The organism is Kitasatospora sp. NBC_00240, from assembly GCF_026342405.1.
Lineage (GTDB): Bacteria > Actinomycetota > Actinomycetes > Streptomycetales > Streptomycetaceae > Kitasatospora.
In genome coordinates this window covers 6599411-6616212 of sequence record NZ_JAPEMU010000001.1, presented here as the reverse complement: position 1 = coordinate 6616212, position 16802 = coordinate 6599411, and the positions used below count along the sequence as shown (strand labels likewise).

11 protein-coding genes are annotated in these 16802 nt (G+C 73.5%); 8 read left to right on the top strand and 3 right to left on the bottom strand.

All coding sequences use genetic code 11. The features are described 5' to 3' along the window. Positions 1 to 153: 153 nt before the first annotated feature. Positions 154 to 591: a DUF3052 domain-containing protein gene (locus OG689_RS28290; RefSeq protein WP_073927554.1), complete on the bottom strand. Its 438-nt coding sequence runs from the start codon at positions 589 to 591 to the stop codon at positions 154 to 156. A gap of 615 nt (positions 592 to 1206) precedes the next feature. Between OG689_RS28290 and aceE the strand changes: the two genes are divergently transcribed. Continuing rightward, entirely contained in the window at positions 1207 to 3957 is a 2751-nt protein-coding gene (aceE, locus tag OG689_RS28285) for a pyruvate dehydrogenase (acetyl-transferring), homodimeric type (protein ID WP_266323678.1), read from the top strand. Between the two features lie 169 nt (positions 3958 to 4126). Further along, positions 4127 to 5443, top strand: coding sequence for a deoxyribodipyrimidine photo-lyase (locus tag OG689_RS28280; RefSeq protein WP_266323677.1), 1317 nt, complete (start codon positions 4127 to 4129; stop codon positions 5441 to 5443). Positions 5444 to 5613: 170 nt separating this feature from the next. On the opposite strand, the gene OG689_RS28275 is transcribed toward OG689_RS28280, so the two are convergent. Both OG689_RS28275 and OG689_RS28270 read right to left on the bottom strand, forming a co-directional pair. Further along, entirely contained in the window at positions 5614 to 7164 is a 1551-nt protein-coding gene (locus OG689_RS28275; protein WP_266323676.1) for a hypothetical protein, read from the bottom strand. Positions 7165 to 7321: 157 nt separating this feature from the next. Then, complete coding sequence (locus OG689_RS28270) at positions 7322 to 8929, bottom strand: MFS transporter (protein ID WP_266323675.1); 1608 nt, start codon at positions 8927 to 8929, stop codon at positions 7322 to 7324. A gap of 220 nt (positions 8930 to 9149) precedes the next feature. Between OG689_RS28270 and OG689_RS28265 the strand changes: the two genes are divergently transcribed. The 6 genes from OG689_RS28265 to OG689_RS28240 all read left to right on the top strand — a co-directional run bounded on the left by OG689_RS28265 (position 9150) and on the right by OG689_RS28240 (position 16591). Then, positions 9150 to 9824 carry a TetR family transcriptional regulator gene (locus tag OG689_RS28265; RefSeq protein WP_266323674.1) on the top strand — a complete coding sequence of 225 codons (675 nt, stop codon included), beginning with the start codon at positions 9150 to 9152 and terminating at the stop codon, positions 9822 to 9824. A 143-nt stretch (positions 9825 to 9967) separates the two neighbouring features. Beyond that, positions 9968 to 11269 carry a sensor histidine kinase gene (locus OG689_RS28260; protein WP_266323673.1) on the top strand — a complete coding sequence of 434 codons (1302 nt, stop codon included), beginning with the start codon at positions 9968 to 9970 and terminating at the stop codon, positions 11267 to 11269. After that, on the top strand, positions 11266 to 11937 hold the full coding sequence (locus tag OG689_RS28255) for a response regulator transcription factor (RefSeq protein WP_266323672.1): 672 nt from the start codon (positions 11266 to 11268) through the stop codon (positions 11935 to 11937). The genes OG689_RS28260 and OG689_RS28255 overlap by 4 nt, the downstream gene beginning before the upstream one ends. Before the next feature lie 119 nt (positions 11938 to 12056). Then, complete coding sequence (locus OG689_RS28250) at positions 12057 to 13187, top strand: alpha/beta hydrolase (protein WP_266323671.1); 1131 nt, start codon at positions 12057 to 12059, stop codon at positions 13185 to 13187. 73 nt (positions 13188 to 13260) lie between these two features. Continuing rightward, complete coding sequence (locus tag OG689_RS28245; RefSeq protein ID WP_266323670.1) at positions 13261 to 14487, top strand: acyltransferase; 1227 nt, start codon at positions 13261 to 13263, stop codon at positions 14485 to 14487. 211 nt (positions 14488 to 14698) lie between these two features. After that, positions 14699 to 16591, top strand: a complete 1893-nt coding sequence (locus tag OG689_RS28240) for a galactose oxidase early set domain-containing protein (protein WP_266323669.1) — start codon at positions 14699 to 14701, stop codon at positions 16589 to 16591. Positions 16592 to 16802: the final 211 nt, after the last annotated feature.

Sequence of the window (16802 nt, the reverse complement as noted above, 5' to 3'; positions counted from 1 at the left end):
TTAGGCCGAACGAGTGAGCGGGCTGACGCCCGGGCCCACCGCTTTCGCCCTCGGCGAACAACTCGCCCGGCGACACCTACAGGCCCGCGCCGGGAACGACCGGGCCCCGCTGGAGGAAGCTCCAGCGGGGCCCGTTCCAGGCTTCTCCGGCGCTCAGCGCTTGCCCGACTTCGCCGCCTTCGGGGTCGCGAGGCGGGTGCCGGCCCAGTCCTTGGCGACGGCCACCGAGCTCGTCTGGGAGAGACCGGCGGTCTTGGCGGCGTCCGCGATCTCATGGGCCTCGACGTGCCCGTCACGGCCCGTCTTGGGGGTCAACAGCCACACCAGCCCGCCGTCGGCCAGGTATTCCTGGGCGTCGACGAGGGCATCGGTGAGATCCCCGTCCTCCTCGCGGTGCCACAGCAGAACGGCGTCGGCGACGTCGTCGTAGTCCTCGTCGACGAGATCCGTACCGGTGATCTCCTCAATGCCTTCGCGGAGATCCTGGTCAGTGTCATCGTCGTACCCGAGCTCCTGGACGATCTGGCCTTCTTCGAAGCCGAGACGGTGCGCCGGGTTGGACTTGTCCGCGGGGTCCGCGGTCGCGCTCACGGGAATAACCTCCAGTATTCGGCTCGGCATCCATGCCGAGGCTTGGCCGTAGTCCACACGGGCGCGGCGGTTCGCGCAAGTACCCGGCCCCCGATCCCACCCAAAGGTTGACGACTTGTGGCAAGACACGCCGCTGGACGTGTCGGTAATCACACCCATTTGCCCCTGTCTGCCCCGGTCGGCCGCGCCGCGCGAGGCGCTCGCCGGGGTGGCGCCCGCAGGCACCCGACCGGCGTACACGGGGCGTACGCCTGCCCGAGATGCGAACGGCATTCGGAACCGGTGTACCCGCGGGCGTAGAGTCTCCTGTTGGCCCTCAGCCCGACCGTCCGCCCATCGGACGGAAGGGTGCCTGAAGGCCTGGAGAGCCTGGGGACCTGGACCGAATTCCAGGGCCGCAGGCACAGCAGGCACAGCAGGTAAAGGTCGGACCACCTCTTCGTAACGACCCGGGGGTGCGCGAGCCAGGCAACGGAGCCTGCCGCACACCTCATGACCGGCCCGCCCACCAGGCGGAACGGTTACCCATCGGTAGAGATGACGGCTCTCCGAGTTTCGGTACACGATGGAGGCGGCGCGACACACCTCAGTTTCGACCGACAGTGAAGGAACAGCGTGGCTTCCGGATCCGATCGCAACCCGATCATCATTGGCGGCCTTCCGAGTCAGGTCCCGGACTTCGATCCCGAGGAGACCGCGGAATGGCTGGAGTCGCTTGACGCGGCCATCGACGAGCGGGGACGTGAGCGTGCCCGTTACTTGATGCTCCGCCTGATCGAGCGCGCCCGCGAGAAGCGTGTCGCCGTGCCCGAGATGCGCAGCACGGACTACGTCAACACCATCGCGACCAAGGACGAGCCCTTCTTCCCCGGCAACGAGGAGATCGAGCGCAAGGTCCTCAACGCGACCCGCTGGAACGCGGCCGTGATGGTCTCCCGGGCCCAGCGCCCGGGTATCGGTGTCGGTGGCCACATCGCCACCTTCGCCTCGTCCGCGTCGCTGTACGACGTGGGCTTCAACTACTTCTTCCGGGGCAAGGACGCGGACGGCGAGTCCGGCGACCAGATCTTCTTCCAGGGCCACGCCTCCCCCGGCATCTACGCCCGCGCCTTCCTGCTGGACCGGCTCACCGAGCAGCAGCTCGACGCCTTCCGTCAGGAGAAGTCCAAGGCGCCGTACGGTCTGTCCAGCTACCCGCACCCGCGGCTGATGCCGGACTTCTGGGAGTTCCCGACCGTCTCGATGGGCCTCGGCCCGCTCGGTGCGATCTACCAGGCGCGGATGAACCGCTACCTGGAGCACCGCGGCATCAAGGACACCTCCGACTCGCACGTGTACGCCTTCCTCGGCGACGGCGAGATGGACGAGCCGGAGTCGCTCGGCCAGCTGTCGCTGGCGGCGCGCGAGGGCCTGGACAACCTGACCTTCGTCGTCAACTGCAACCTGCAGCGCCTCGACGGCCCGGTCCGCGGCAACGGCAAGATCATCCAGGAGCTGGAGTCGCAGTTCCGCGGCGCCGGCTGGAACGTGATCAAGCTCATCTGGGACCGCAGCTGGGACCCGCTGCTCGCCCAGGACCGCGACGGTGTGCTGGTCAACAAGCTGAACACCACGGTGGACGGCCAGTTCCAGACCTACGCCACCGAGACCGGCGGCTACATCCGCGACCACTTCTTCGGCGGTGACCTGCGGCTGCGCAAGATGGTCGAGGACATGACCGACCAGCAGATCCAGCACCTGGGTCGCGGCGGCCACGACCACGCCAAGGTGTACGCGGCGTTCAAGGCGGCCCGCGAGCACACCGGCCAGCCGACGGTCATCCTCGCCCAGACCGTCAAGGGCTGGACGCTCGGTCCGAACTTCGAGGGCCGCAACGCGACCCACCAGATGAAGAAGCTCACGACCGAGGACCTCAAGCGCTTCCGCGACCGGCTGCACCTGCCGATCACGGACAAGCAGCTCGACGAGGGCTACCCGCCCTACTACCACCCGGGCAAGGACTCCGAAGAGATCCAGTACATGCACGACCGCCGCAAGGAGCTGGGCGGCTACATGCCGACCCGCAAGGTGCGGCCGCGCAAGCTGGAGCTCCCGGGCGACGAGGCCTACAAGGCGGTCAAGAAGGGGTCCGGCAACCAGACCATCGCCACCACCATGGCGTTCGTCCGGGTGCTCAAGGACCTCATGCGGGACAAGGGCATCGGCAACCGGTTCGTGCCGATCGCTCCCGACGAGTACCGCACCTTCGGCATGGACTCGCTCTTCCCGTCGGCGAAGATCTACAACCCGCTCGGCCAGACCTACGAGTCGGTCGACCGTGATCTGCTGCTCGCCTACAAGGAGTCCCCGACCGGCCAGATGCTGCACGACGGCATCTCCGAGGCGGGTTGCACCGCCTCGCTGATCGCCGCCGGTTCGTCGTACGCGACGCACGGCGAGCCGCTGATCCCGGTGTACGTCTTCTACTCGATGTTCGGGTTCCAGCGCACCGGCGACCAGTTCTGGCAGATGGCCGACCAGCTGGCCCGCGGTTTCGTGATGGGCGCCACGGCGGGCCGCACCACGCTGACCGGTGAGGGCCTGCAGCACGCGGACGGCCACTCGCACCTGCTCGCCTCGACCAACCCGGGCGTCGTCGCGTACGACCCCGCGTACGGCTTCGAGATCGCGCACATCATGCAGGACGGCATCCGGCGGATGTACGGCTCGTCGGCGGAGTTCCCGCACGGCGAGGACGTCTTCTACTACATCACGCTCTACAACGAGCCGTACAAGATGCCGGCCGAGCCGGAGAACGTCGACGTCGAGGGCATCCTCAAGGGTCTGCACCGGTACGCCCCGGCGACCGCGGGCCAGATCCCGGCCCAGATCCTCGCCTCGGGCGTGGCGGTGCCGTGGGCCCTGGAGGCCCAGCGCATCCTCGCCGAGGAGTGGAACGTCAAGGCCGACGTCTGGTCGGCGACCTCCTGGAACGAGCTGCGCCGCGACGCGGTGGAGGCCGAGGAGTTCAACCTCCTGCACCCGGAGGAGCCGCAGCGCGTCCCGTACGTGACGCAGAAGCTCACCGGCTCCGAGGGCCCGTTCGTCGCTGTGTCCGACTGGATGCGCGCGGTGCCGGACCAGATCTCGCGCTGGGTCCCGGGCCAGTGGCAGTCGCTGGGTGCGGACGGCTTCGGCTTCGCCGACACCCGTGGCGCCGCCCGCCGGTTCTTCCACATCGACGCCCAGTCGGTGGTCCTGAGCGTGCTCACCGAGCTCGCCAAGCAGGGCAAGGTCGACCGCAGCGCGCTGAAGGAGGCGATCGACCGCTACCAGCTGCTCGACGTCGCCTCCGCCGACCCGGGCTCCGCCGGCGGCGAAGCCTGATCGGGCAGCCCCTGATCCGGTAGGCACGTGAGGGCCGGACTCCCCCCCGGGGAGTCCGGCCCTTCGGCTTTCCCGCTCGCCCCTCGATCCCCTGCCGGACTGGTGTTCGCCGGGCGAAGACCGGGCGTGTCGGCCCCGCCGGCCGGCCCCGCGGCGGTAGCCATGAGGGGTGTCCGTCTCCATCGCGCTCTTCACCCAGGACCTGCGGCTGCACGACAACCCCGTGCTCCGGGCCGCCCTCGCCGACGCCGACGAGGTGGTGCCGCTGTTCGTCCTGGACGACGGCGTGGCCGCCACGGGCTTCGCCGTCCCCAACCGGTCCGCCTTCCTCGCCGGCTGCCTGGCCGACCTCGACGCCGGGCTGCGGTCCAGGGGCGGGCGGCTGGTCCTGCGGCGCGGCCCGGTGGCCGCCAAGACCGCCCGCCTGGCGGCCGCCACCGACGCGGTCTCGGTGCACGTGGCCGCCGGGGTGAGCGGCTTCGCCCAGCGCCGGGAGAGCGCCCTGCGGGAGGCCCTCGGCGACCGGCTGCGGGTGCACGACGCGGTGCTGACCGCCCTCGCCCCCGGCGCCGTGACCCCCGCCGGCAAGGACCACTACGCGGTCTTCACCCCGTACCTGCGGGCCTGGCGCTCCGCCCAGCGGCGGCACCCGGTGGCCGCCCCGCGCACCGTACGAGTCCCGGACGGCGTCCCGGACGGCCCGCTGCCGCAGGCCCGGCCGGACTCCCCCGGGCTGCCCGAGGGCGGTGAGACGGCCGGCCGCGCACGCTGGACGGCCTGGCAGGTCGGCGAGTACGAGGAGGTGCACGACGACCTGGCCGGCGACGGGACGTCCCGGCTCTCCCCCTACCTGCACTTCGGCTGCCTCTCCGCCACCGAGCTGGTCGCGCTCGCCGAGCGGCGCGGCGGCGCGGGCGCGGAGGCCTTCGTCCGGCAGCTGGTCTGGCGCGACTTCCACCACCAGGTGCTCGCCGCCCGCCCGGACGCCGCCCACCGCGACTACCGGCCGCGCGGCGACCACTGGCGCCAGGACGAGACCGAGCTGGCCGCCTGGAAGGCCGGCCGGACCGGCTACCCGATCGTGGACGCCGGGATGCGCCAGCTCGCCCACGAGGGCTGGATGCACAACCGGGCCCGGCTGCTGACCGCGAGCTTCCTCGCCAAGACCCTCTACCTGGACTGGCGGGCCGGCGCCGCGCACTTCCTCTCCCTGCTGGTCGACGGCGACGTGGCCAACAACCAGCTGAACTGGCAGTGGGTGGCCGGCACCGGCACCGACACCCGCCCCAACCGGGTGCTCAACCCGCTCACCCAGGCCAAGCGCTTCGACCCGGACGGGGCGTACGTCCGCCGCTGGGTCCCGGAGCTGGCGCACATCCCCGGGGCGGCCGTGCACCGGCCCTGGCTGCTCGCCGAGCGGCCGGACTACCCGGCGCCGCTGGTCGACCTCGACACCGGCCGGTTCCTGCGGGGCCGCAGCCGGTAGTGCACCGGCCCACCGAAGAGCGGCGAAGGGCCGTGCAGAGCGGCGGTGGGCGACGCAAAGGGCGGTGGGCGACGCAAAGGGCGGTGGGCGACCGGCCACCGCCGACCGCCCACCGCCTGCCTGCCGTCCGCCGTCCGCCGCCCGCCGCCCGCCGTCCGCCTGCCCGACCGCTAGCCGACCGACTCCGGCACGCGGGCCGGCTCCTGCCGCGGCGGCGGCAGCGCTCCCCCGCCGAACGCGTCCGGCGAGGGAGCGCACAGCGCCGCGGCCGCGGTCATCACCAGGGCGATCCCGGCCGCGTAGATCGAGAACACCTGGTGCTTGACCCCCTCGATCGCCTCGCCGTACGCGGCGGTCAGGAACTGGACGCCCGCGAGGCCGGCCAGGCAGAGCAGCGCCGCGACCAGGGCCCGGCGGCGCGGCTGGTGCCGCAGGGCGCGCAGCCGGCAGGCCGCGACCGTGCCCAGCGCCAGAACGATCAGCAGCACCGTGCCCCCGCCCAGGAAGCGCAGCAGCGCTCCGAACACCGCCAGCCGCGATTCCTGGGCCCCGGGCTGCTCCCCCGCGTCCACCGGGTAGGACCCGAGGTAGGTGGGCCGGGCGGCGTCGAAGTCCTCGACGGCGCCCACGGCGATGTCGGCGGCGATGCCCGGGTTGCGGAGCAGGAACCCGGCGATGGTGCCGTAGGTCATCCGGTCCCGGACCTCGGGCCAGCGCGGGTCGCTCTGCGGCGGCTCCGGCGTCCACCAGCTCCGCCCGGCGTACTGCGCGAAGTCCTCGGGCAGGCCCAGCTCGACCGCCGAGGCGGCCGGGTCGGGGCTGTTGCCGAGCAGCCCCACGAACACCACCTCGGTGGGGTTGATCACCTTGAACGGCTCGGTCTGCCACTGCAGGGTGACCACACCGGTCACCGCGATCAGGGCCGCCGCGAGCAGCGGCAGCGCCCGGCCCGCGAGCCGGCCGGCGGCACGGCCCACCGGGACGGGGCTGAGCAGCAGCAGGACGGCGAACGGCAGCACCATCGAGACCGACTGGGTCTTCGAGGCGACCGCGAGCACCGCACCGGCGGTGAGGACCAGCAGCCCACCGAGCCGGGCCCGCGCGGAGCCGCCCAGGTGGGCCGCCCCGGCGGTCGCCGCGAGGATGCCGAGCAGGCCCGCCGTCTCGCTGTACGGCGAGGCGGCGTACCCCGCGAAAATGCTGTCGCCGACCACCGCGAACAGGGCCAGGCAGACCAGCGAGCGCGCCGCCAGGCCGCCGCGCAGCGCGGCCGCGAACACGCCGAGGGCGAGGCCCGCGAGGAGGCAGAAGAGCACCGCGAGCGCCCGGAGGTCCAGCTCGCCCGGCAGGCCGAGCCAGTGCCCGAGCGGCCGGGCCAGGCGCAGCAGCAGGTTCCCGCTGCTGCGGTACGTGGCGGCCGGGTCGCACATGCCGGGCTCGGCGCGGACGTAACCGAAGTTGACGAACGCCCACCAGGGGGCGGAGCCGGGGTCCACCTGGGCGACGGTCCCCAGGGCGCACATCCGTCGCGGGCCGTCGCCGTTGTCGGCCATCCCGACCGCGCCCGGCAGGAAGATTCGGGCGGCCATGAGCAGGGTCGTGGCCGCGCCGGCGGCGGCGCCGAACACCCCCGGCCGGGCGAGCAGGGCGGCGGCCCGCGCCGCCCTCCGCCGGCCGGGGCCCGGCGGCCGCTCCGTACCGATGGCATCGTGGCTGGTCATGCGCCCACCCCACCGTGCGCCCGGTCCGCGTGCAAGGCGCCACACCTTCGGCGGCCGGGTGAAACGGACGGTCCGTCGGATGGCGGCGGACCGGCCGCCCCGGCGCCGACGCCCCCGGCGCCGCACGCGGCGGCGCCAGGGGCGGGAGCCCGAACGGTCAGATGTGCACGGCCGGGCCGGTGTCGGTGGTGCCGCGCCGGGTCAGCAGGCCGAGCAGGGCCGCCACGAACGCCACCACGGCGGCGACCGCGAAGGCCAGCGACATGCCGCTGACGAAGGAGTCGTGGACGGCCGTGGCCATCGCGTCCACCACCTGCTGCGGGGTGCCCGGCGCGGGGGGCGGCGCGATGCCCAGCTGGGCGGCCTGCTCCAGGCCCTGCGCCTGGGCGCCCTCGACCGGCGGCAGCCCGGCCGCGGCCCAGTTGGCCGGCAGCACGTCGGTGACCTTGGCGGCCATCAGCGCGCCCAGCACCGCGGTGCCGAGGCTGCCGCCGACCTGCATCGCGGCCTGCTGGAGGCCGCCCGCCACGCCGGACAGCTCCAGCGGGGCGTTGCCGACGATGACCTCGGTGGCGCCGACCAGGACGGGGCTGATGCCCAGGCCCATCAGCACGAACCAGAGCGACATCACGCCGCTGCCGGAGCCGGCGTCCAGGGTGGACATGCCGTACATCGCGACGGAGGTGAGCACCATGCCGACCACGATCGGGATCCGCGGGCCGACCTTGCCGATCGCGACGCCGGCGGCGGGGGCGCCGACGATCATCATGCCGGTCATCGGGAGCAGGTGGACACCGGCGTCGACCGGCGACATGCCGTGCACGTTCTGCAGGTAGAAGGTCACGAAGAAGATCGCGCCGAAGAACGAGAACGCCATCAGGATCATCAGCAGGGTGCCCGCCGACAGCGGCACCGAGCGGAACAGGCTGAGCGGGATCAGCGGGTCGCGGGCGACCCGCTGCCAGAGCGCGAAGGCCACCAGGGAGAGCGCCGCGCCGCCCAGGAAGAGCAGCGTGCTGGTGTCGCCCCAGCCCCGGCTGGGGGCCTTGATGATGCCCCAGACCAGCATGAACATCGCCGCCGAGAGCAGCGCGATGCCGGGCAGGTCGAAGGACTTCGAGGCGTTCTCGGCCCGGACGTCCTTCAGGACCCGGATGCCGAGCGCCAGCGCGGCCAGGCCGACCGGGATGTTGATGAAGAACACCGACTGCCAGGAGACGTGCTCGACCAGCAGGCCTCCGACGATCGGGCCCGCGGCGGTGGAGGCGCCGATCACGCCGGCCCAGATGCCGATCGCCATGTTGAGCTTCTCGACCGGGAAGGCCCCGCGCAGCAGGCCGAGCGCGGCGGGCTGCAGCAGCGCGCCGAACAGCCCCTGCAGGACCCGGAAGGCGATCACCGTCTGGATGTTGCCGGCGAAGCCGATCGCGGCCGAGGTGGCGGCGAAGCCCACCGCGCCGACCAGGAAGGTCGACTTGTGGCCGAAGCGGTCGCCGATCTTGCCGGCGGTGATCAGGAAGACCGCGAGGGCCAGCAGGTAGCCGCTGGTCACCCACTGGATGTCGGCCGGCGAGGCCTTGAGGTCGGTCTGGATCACCGGGTTGGCGATCGCGACGATGGTGCCGTCCAGGGCCACCATCATGACGCCGACGGCGACGGTCAGCAGGGTCAGCCAGGGGTGGCCCTGCAGGCGCCTGGCCGCCGGGGCGGTCCTGCCCGGCGGCGGGACGTCCGCCTTCGTGTTCTTGACGACGGACTGGCTCATCTGACGGCCCTCCGGGGGGCGTTGACGACATGGCACGTTGGCGTGGCGCCGCGGGCCCACCCGTCCCCACGAGTACTGCGGCCCGGCGGACGCCACTCCCGGGAGATTATGTCAGCTACTGACATTCGGCAAACCATGCCTTCTGCCTATGGCTGACATTTGTCAGAGCGCTATCGTTGGGCCTGACCCCCTGCCCACCCGCAGTCGGAAGGCCCCCGCCATGGCCGCGCAGCTCACGACCCCCGCCACCGACCCGGCCGACCGGGTCGTCGGCCTGCGCGAACGCAAGAAGCAACGCACCAGGGACGCCCTGGTCGAGGCCGCCCACCGGCTCTTCCTCAGGCAGGGATTCGGACACACCACGGTCGACGAGATCGCCGCCGCCGTGGACGTCTCGCAGCGCACCTTCTTCCGCTACTTCGCCAACAAGGACGAGGTCGCCCTCGCCGTGATGGCCGACGCCGAGGACTACTTCATCGAGTGCCTGCGCGGCCGCCCGGGCGGCGAGAGCCCGCTGCAGGCCCTGCGCGCCTCGATCGTCCAGTGCTGGCGGGATCTGGCCAGCAGCCGGCACGACGGCCCGAGCGGCGTCACCGCCGCGCTGGAACTCATGCAGCTGATCGAGGACACCCCGACCCTGCTCGCCGCCCACCTGCGCCGGATCACCGAGCAGGAGCAGGTGGTGGCCGGCCTGCTCGCCGCCCGGGAGGGCCTGGACCCGGCGGTCGACCTGCGCCCCAAGGTGATGGCGGCGGTCTTCGGCGGGGTCCTGCGCTCGGCGCACCTGGCGTGGTCCGCCCAGCCCGAGGACACCGGGCCCGAGGGCATGATCGAGCTGATCGAACGCCACTTCGACCAGCTCGGCCCGGCCCTCGCCGGGGACTGGCGGTCCTGACCGCAAGTCCCCGGCAGCCCGGCGCCGGACGAGGCCGCCACCCGGGTCGACCCGGCCGACCAGGGGTCATACCCCGGTAGCACCCGCAGGACAGGCCCCTGGTCGGACGCCCGCCGGCCGCCGCCCTCCTAGGCTTGGGCGGCATGGACTCCCCGCCCACCGGACGTACCGGCCCCTCCTCCCTGGCCGCGCTGGCGGCCGCCCTGGCCCGGCCGTCCCGCGACCACACCCCGCTGTTCGCCCACGTCTCCCCCCGGTGGGTGCGGTATCTGCCGTACGTCCTCGCCCTCGGCGCGGTGACGGCGCTGCTGCCCAGCTCCATCAACGTGCTGGCCGACGACTACGGCATGAACGCCGGCCTCGCCGCCGGGCTGGCCGTGGCGCAGAGCGTCCCGCTGCTGCTCGCCGTCAGCCGCCCGCTGCCGGCCTGGTGGATCATCGGATCGGCCCATCTGCTGACCGCCCTGCTGCTGCTCGCCGCCGGGGAGCCGACCGGCTCCGTCTGGCCCTGGCCGGCCACCTCCCTGGTCGGCTACTGCCTGCTGATGGTGCCGCTCGCCCTGCGCGAGCCCCGGCGGACCTTGTTCGCCGTCTGGCTGGCCACCACCGCCGCCACCCTGACGATGGCCCTGATCGCCCCCGACGACCAGTTCGGCGGTGACAACAGCCTGCTGGGGATCACCCTGTCGGGCGCCGTGCTGGTGCTCGGCGGCGCGCTGCGCGAGCGCGCCGAGGCCCGCCGGCTGCTCGTCGAGCAGGAGCACATCAGCGAGGCCGAGCGCGGACGCCGCACCCTGCTCGAGGAGCGCGCCCGGATCGCCCGCGAACTGCACGACGTGGTCGCCCACCACATGTCGGTGATCGCCGTGCAGGCCGCCAGCGCGCCCTACCGGCTCACCGACGTACCGGCCGACGCCGCCGAGGAGTTCGCGGCCATCGCCGGCACCGCGCGCGCCTCGCTGACCGAGATGCGCCGCCTGCTGGGCGTGCTGCGCAGCGAGGACTCCGGCACCGAGAAGGCCCCCCAGCCCGGCGTCGGCGACCTCGCCCGGCTGGTCGGGACGGTCGGCCGGGCCGGGGTGGCCGCCGAGCTGACCGTCAGCGACGAGGCCGCCGGGCCGCTACCACCCGCGGTGGACCTCTCGGCGTACCGGATCGTCCAGGAGGCGCTGGCCAACGTGGTGCGGCACGCGCCCGGCGCCGAGGCCTGGGTCTCGCTGACGGTCGAGGACGGCCGGCTGCTGGTGACGGTGGCCAACGCGGCCCCGCCGGCCAGGACCGAGCCGCTGGAGCACGCGGCGGAGGGCACCGGCCACGGCCTGGTCGGCATGCGGGAACGCGTCCGGCTGCTGGATGGCAGGCTGGACACCGGCCCGCTGCCGGACGGCGGCTTCAAGGTCGCCGCCGCACTGCCGATCGACAGCCTCCAGGAGAGCCCCGAGTGACCATCCGAGTGATCATCGCCGACGACCAGGCCATGGTGCGGGCCGGCTTCGCCGCCCTGCTGAACGCACAGGACGACATCGACGTGGTCGGCGACGCGGCGGACGGACAGCAGGCCCTGGAGGTCAGCGGCCGCACCCACCCCGACGTCGTCCTGATGGACGTCCGGATGCCCGTCATGGACGGCCTGGAGGCCACCCGGCAACTGCTCGGCCGCACCGACGGCGGGCACCGCCCCCGGGTGCTGATGCTGACCACCTTCGACGTGGACGACTACGTGTACGAGGCGCTGCGCGCCGGAGCCAGCGGGTTCCTGCTCAAGGACGCCCCGCCGGCCGACCTGATCGCCGCCGTCCGGGTGGTCGCGGCCGGCGAGGCCCTGCTCGCGCCCTCCGTCACCCGCCGGCTGATCGAGGACTTCGCCCGCACCCGGCCCGCCCCGCGCCGGGACCCGAAACTGCGGCTCAACGGCCTGACACCGCGTGAGACCGAGGTGCTGGAGCTGATCGCCCGGGGCCTGTCCAACCAGGAGATCGCGGCCGGGCTGGTGCTCGCCGAGCAGACCGTGAAGACCCACATCGGCCGCATCCTCGCCAAGCTCGACCTGCGCGACCGCGCCCAGGCGGTGGTGCTGGCCTACGAGTCCGGCCTGGTGACGCCGGGTCAGTAGTGGCCCCTGGAGTACCCCGGTACCACCCGGTGGTTGGCCCCGCGGTGTGACGCCCGCGGGGCCTTCGCCTTTCTACCTTCTCCCTCGTCGCACCGGACGCACGAGGGAGAACCAAGACGATGCTGCTGCGCTTCAGGCGGACACTGGCCGCCGCCGCGATCACCGCCGCCACCCTGCTCGGGGCAGGCGGCTGGGCCGCCGCCGACTCGCAGACACCGCTCACCGGGCCGCCGCCGGGCAGCGCCGCCTGGGTCGCCGACACCACGCTCGGCGTCCGGCTGCCGGACCCGGCCACCGCGACGCCCGCCGAGGTGGCGGACTTCTTCGCCGGCCTGCCGACGGCCCAGCGGGACGCCCTCGCCGTCCGCCACCCCCTGGTGATGGGCAACCTGGACGGCGCGCCGGTACCGCTGCGCTACCGGGCCAACGCGCTGGCCCTCGGCGAGGAGTTCGACAAGGAGCGGGCCAGGGCCGGCGACCCGGCGCTGACCGGCCAGGACCACGCCGCCGCCCGGGCCCGGGCCGAGCGCTACCGGAGCCTGCTGGCCGAAGGGCGGCAGATCCTCGCCTTCGACCCGCGTGGCCGGGGCCAGGTCGCGGAGGTCTTCGGCGACCTGGCCGGCGCCCGGCACACCGCGGTCGTGGTGCCCGGCTCCGACATCGACCTGCTGAGCTTCGACCGCGCCAGGGACCCCTACGGCACGCCCGCCGGGATGGCCCGCGCCCTGTACGAGGCCACCGGCCGGGCCACCGCCGTGGTCGCCTGGGCGGGCTACACCACCCCCGTCGGGGTCGGCCTGGACGCCGCCGCCGAGGACCTCGCCGAGGCCGGCGCGCAGCGGCTCGGGCGGTTCCTCACCGGCCTGGCGCGGACCACCTCACCGGCCGCACCCGCCACCGTCTTCTGCCACAGCTACGGCTCGGTGGTCTGCGGGCTGACGGCCCCCGGCCCCGCGCAGGCGTCCGGCGTGGTGGTGCTGGCCTCCCCCGGCATGGGCGTGCCGGACGCCGCCGCCCTCGACCCCCGGGTGCCGCTGTGGGCCACCGACCGCAACGGCTCGGACTGGATCGGCGACGTCCCCAACGTCTCGCTGCTGGGCCTCGGACACGGGGCCGACCCGACCGGCGCCGGATTCGGCGCCCGGCACCTGCCCTCGACCGGATCCCACGGCCACACCGGCTACTTCGCGCCCGGCACCACCTCACTGGCCCGCTTCGCCGAGATCGCCCTCGGCGGCGCGGCCACCTGAACCGGCCCCCGACCGCACCGGACCGCACCGACCCACACCGACCAGCACCGACCAGCACCGAAGGAGCCGCACCATGGCCGGACCCCTGACCGCCCTGCGCCGGGCCGCCGCGAAGGTCGACGCGCAGACCCCCGCCACCCGCGACCGCGCCCTCGACGGGCTCCGCGCGCTCGCCCTGCTCGCCGTACCGGTCGGGCACTGGATGCTCGGCGGCCTCACCCTCTCCCCCGACGGCGCGCTGCACAACGCCAGCCCGCTCAGCTCGCTCGGCTTCTTCGCGCCGGCCAGCTGGCTGCTGCAGATGCTCGGCGTGTTCTTCCTGGTCGGCGGCCACTCCTCGGTCCGCTCGCTGGAGCGCGCCCGGGAGCGCGGCGCGGGCACCCTGGCCTGGCTGCGCGGCCGGGCGGTACGGCTGCTGCGGCCGGTGCTCGGCGTCGCCGCCGTCTGGGCACTGCTGATCCCCGTGCTGCACCGGCTCGGCGTGCCCGACGGCACCGTCCGGACCGGCTCGGTGCTGGTCGTCCAGCCGCTCTGGTACATCGCGGTGTATCTCGGGCTGACGGCGCTCACGCCGAGCTGCGTGGCACTGGGCCGGCGCCTCGGCGGCCGGTCGGCGGCCGTGATGCTCGCCGTGGTCGCCGTGGTGGACCTGCTGCGGTACGGGCCGTGGGCCGAGGCGGTGCCGTCCTGGCTGGCCCTGGTCAACATCCTCCCGGGCTGGATGTTCGCCTACCAGCTGGGCGTGCTCTGGGCGCAGGGCCGGCTCGGCCGCCCCGCCGCGCGGCTGCTGCTGCTGGGCGGCGGCGCGCTGTTCGCCGCGCTGCTGCTGTTCTTCCACTACCCGGCCAGCATGGTCGGCGTCCCGGGCGCGGCGCGCACCAACTCGCACCCGCCGTCGCTGCTGGTGCTCGCGCTGGCGGCGGTGCAGTGCGGGGCGGCCGTCCTGCTGCGGGAGCGGATCGGGCGGCTGCTGCGCCGGCCGCTGCTCTGGCTGCCGGTGGTGCTGGTCAACCTGTCGGCGATGACGGTCTTCTGCTGGCACCAGAGCGCGATGCTGGCGGTGGCGGTGCCGGGCGCGGCGGCGTTCGGCGCGGTGCCGGGGCTGACCACCGCGCCGGACTCGCCGGCCTGGGTGGCGGGCCGGCTGGTGCTGCTGCCGCTGTTCGCCGGGGCGCTGGTCGGGATCGGCTGGTTCGCGCGCCGGTTCGACGGCCCGTGGACGTCGTTCTCCCGTACCTGGAAGGCGGTGGCGGGGGCCGGGGCGGCCGCCTTCGCGGTGTACGCGCTCGGCGTGGTGTGACGGTGCCGCGGCCGACGGTTCGTCACTCTGCGGATTCGTCGAGGTGAGCCCGAACGGCTCATCCTGGGGCATCCACCGGTCGAGTCGCATGCGAACCACCACGGGGCGTGATGATGTGGCGGCGTCGGCCCCGGCCCTCGCGCGCCCCCTCCCACGGTCTCCCGCACGGGCTTCCGCGCCGGCCCCCCACGTCCCCGCCCCGAGGAGCCCCATGTCCCGCAGGAAACTCTCCGCCGCCCTCTCGGCGTGCGCCGTCGTCTCCGCCCTGACCGGCGCCACCCTGATGACCACCGCCGCCCCCGCACTGGCCCGCGCCGCGCAGGTGCACGGGCACGACGACCACCCGGCGGGCCAGGAGGCCGGCCCGCACATCACCTCGCCCCGGGTGATGGCCGAGATGCGCCCCGACGAGGTCGCCTCGCTGGGCCAGGAGCACGCCGAGGCGCATGCCAGTGCCCGGGCGGCGATCCGCGGCGTCGGCGACTACCCGCAGCCCACCCGGACCAACCGGCTGAACGCGCTGACGGACTCCCAGGCGAAGATCAACGCGGGCTTCGACCCGGCCACCTCCGGCGCTTTCAAGCAGTACTTCCCCTCCCCGGAGTTCGCCGCCCACATCGCCATGCTGCCGACCGGCAAGGTGCTGCTCTTCTCCTTCGAGCGGATCGAGACCAACCCGGAGAAGGAGCCCGCGCCGACCCAGACCACCGGCAAGGAGAACGCCGGCCGGGCCTTCCTCTGGGACCCGGCCAAGGGCACCGGCCCGGACGCGTTCACCAAGGTCACCCCGCCCGTGATCGACATGCCGGACGGGCTCGGCGAGCCTCGCCCGGCGCCGTTCTTCTGCGCCGGGCACTCGTTCCTGCCGAACGGCATGCTCGGGGTCTTCGGCGGCAACCTGGGCGGCAACGGCGGTTCCGGTGCGAAGCTGTCGCTGATCTTCGACCCGTGGACGGAGACCTGGACCCGCAACCCGGACATGTCGGTGGGCCGCTGGTACCCGTCGGTGGTCACCGGCGCCGACGGCCGGCAGCTGATCATGTCCGGCCAGTCCGAGCTGGGCTGGGGCACCCCGACCCCGGTGGTCGAGCGCTTCCCGGCGAAGGACTTCCCGGTGCCGCAGACCAAGTCGGACCTGCCGCGCGACACCCCGGTGGACACCTTCCGGGCGAGCGCCCCGTTCACCCTCGACTACCCGCACCTGTTCTCGATGCGCGACGGCAACATCTACGGCTTCGGCCGGCACCCCGGCGAGCAGTGGCTGTTCGACCCGAACAACGAGACCCGCTCCGACCTGCCGGCCAGGCCGGACGGCAAGAAGCGCAACTACGGTTCGGCGGTGCCGCTGCCCGGCGGCACCGAGGGCCCGGACGCGACGCTGCTGCTGGGCGGCGACCGGGACAACCCGAACACCCTCAAGTTCGCGAACGGCGCCTGGACGGCGGAGAAGTCCCGGGCCTTCGGCCGCACCCAGGACGACACCCTGCTGCTGCCGGACGGCACCCTGATGACCGTCAACGGCGCCTACGACATCCGCGACTACGGCAACGGCCCGTACAACCCCAACGCGGACCTGAAGTACCGCCAGACCGAGCTGCGCGACGCGCAGGGCAACTGGCGTCTCGGCCCCGTCCAGCGCCTGCCGCGCGGCTACCACTCGAACGCGGTGGTGCTCCCCGACGGCCGGGTGATGGTGACCGGGGACGAGCTCCAGCAGCTCGCCAACGACCCGGACATCACGGACGACATGAACGGCACCATCGAGATCTACGAGCCCGCCTACCTGGCCCAGGGCGCCCGGCCGGCGCTCGACCGGGTGCCGCAGAGCATGATCGGCTTCGGCAGCCGCTTCCTGGTGAACACCTCGACGCCGACCCGAGCGGCCCGGGCCGTCCTGCTCTCGCCGACCACCGCGACCCACTCGGTGAACACCAGCCAGCGCCACGTCGAGCTGCGGATCACCAGCCGGGCCGGCACCAAGCTGGAGCTGCAGGCGCCGCCGTCGGCGGCCGCGGCCCCGCCCGGGTACTACATGCTCTTCCTCCTCGACGACAAGGGCGTCCCGAGCACGGCGCAGTGGGTCCAGGTGGGCACGCCGTCCTGACGGTCCACCCTCGGACCCCCGCCGGCCGACGCTCCGCCCGGCCGACGACCCTGCACACCCCAGTACGCCCCAGTACGCCCCAGTACCCCTTGCCCCAGCGTCGGACGACTCCCCGGACGGGGGCGCGCGCAGCGGATCCCGCGCGTCCCCGTCCGGGTGACATTTCAGTTCGTCCACGATGAATCCCACTACCGTACGTGGTCAGCCGACC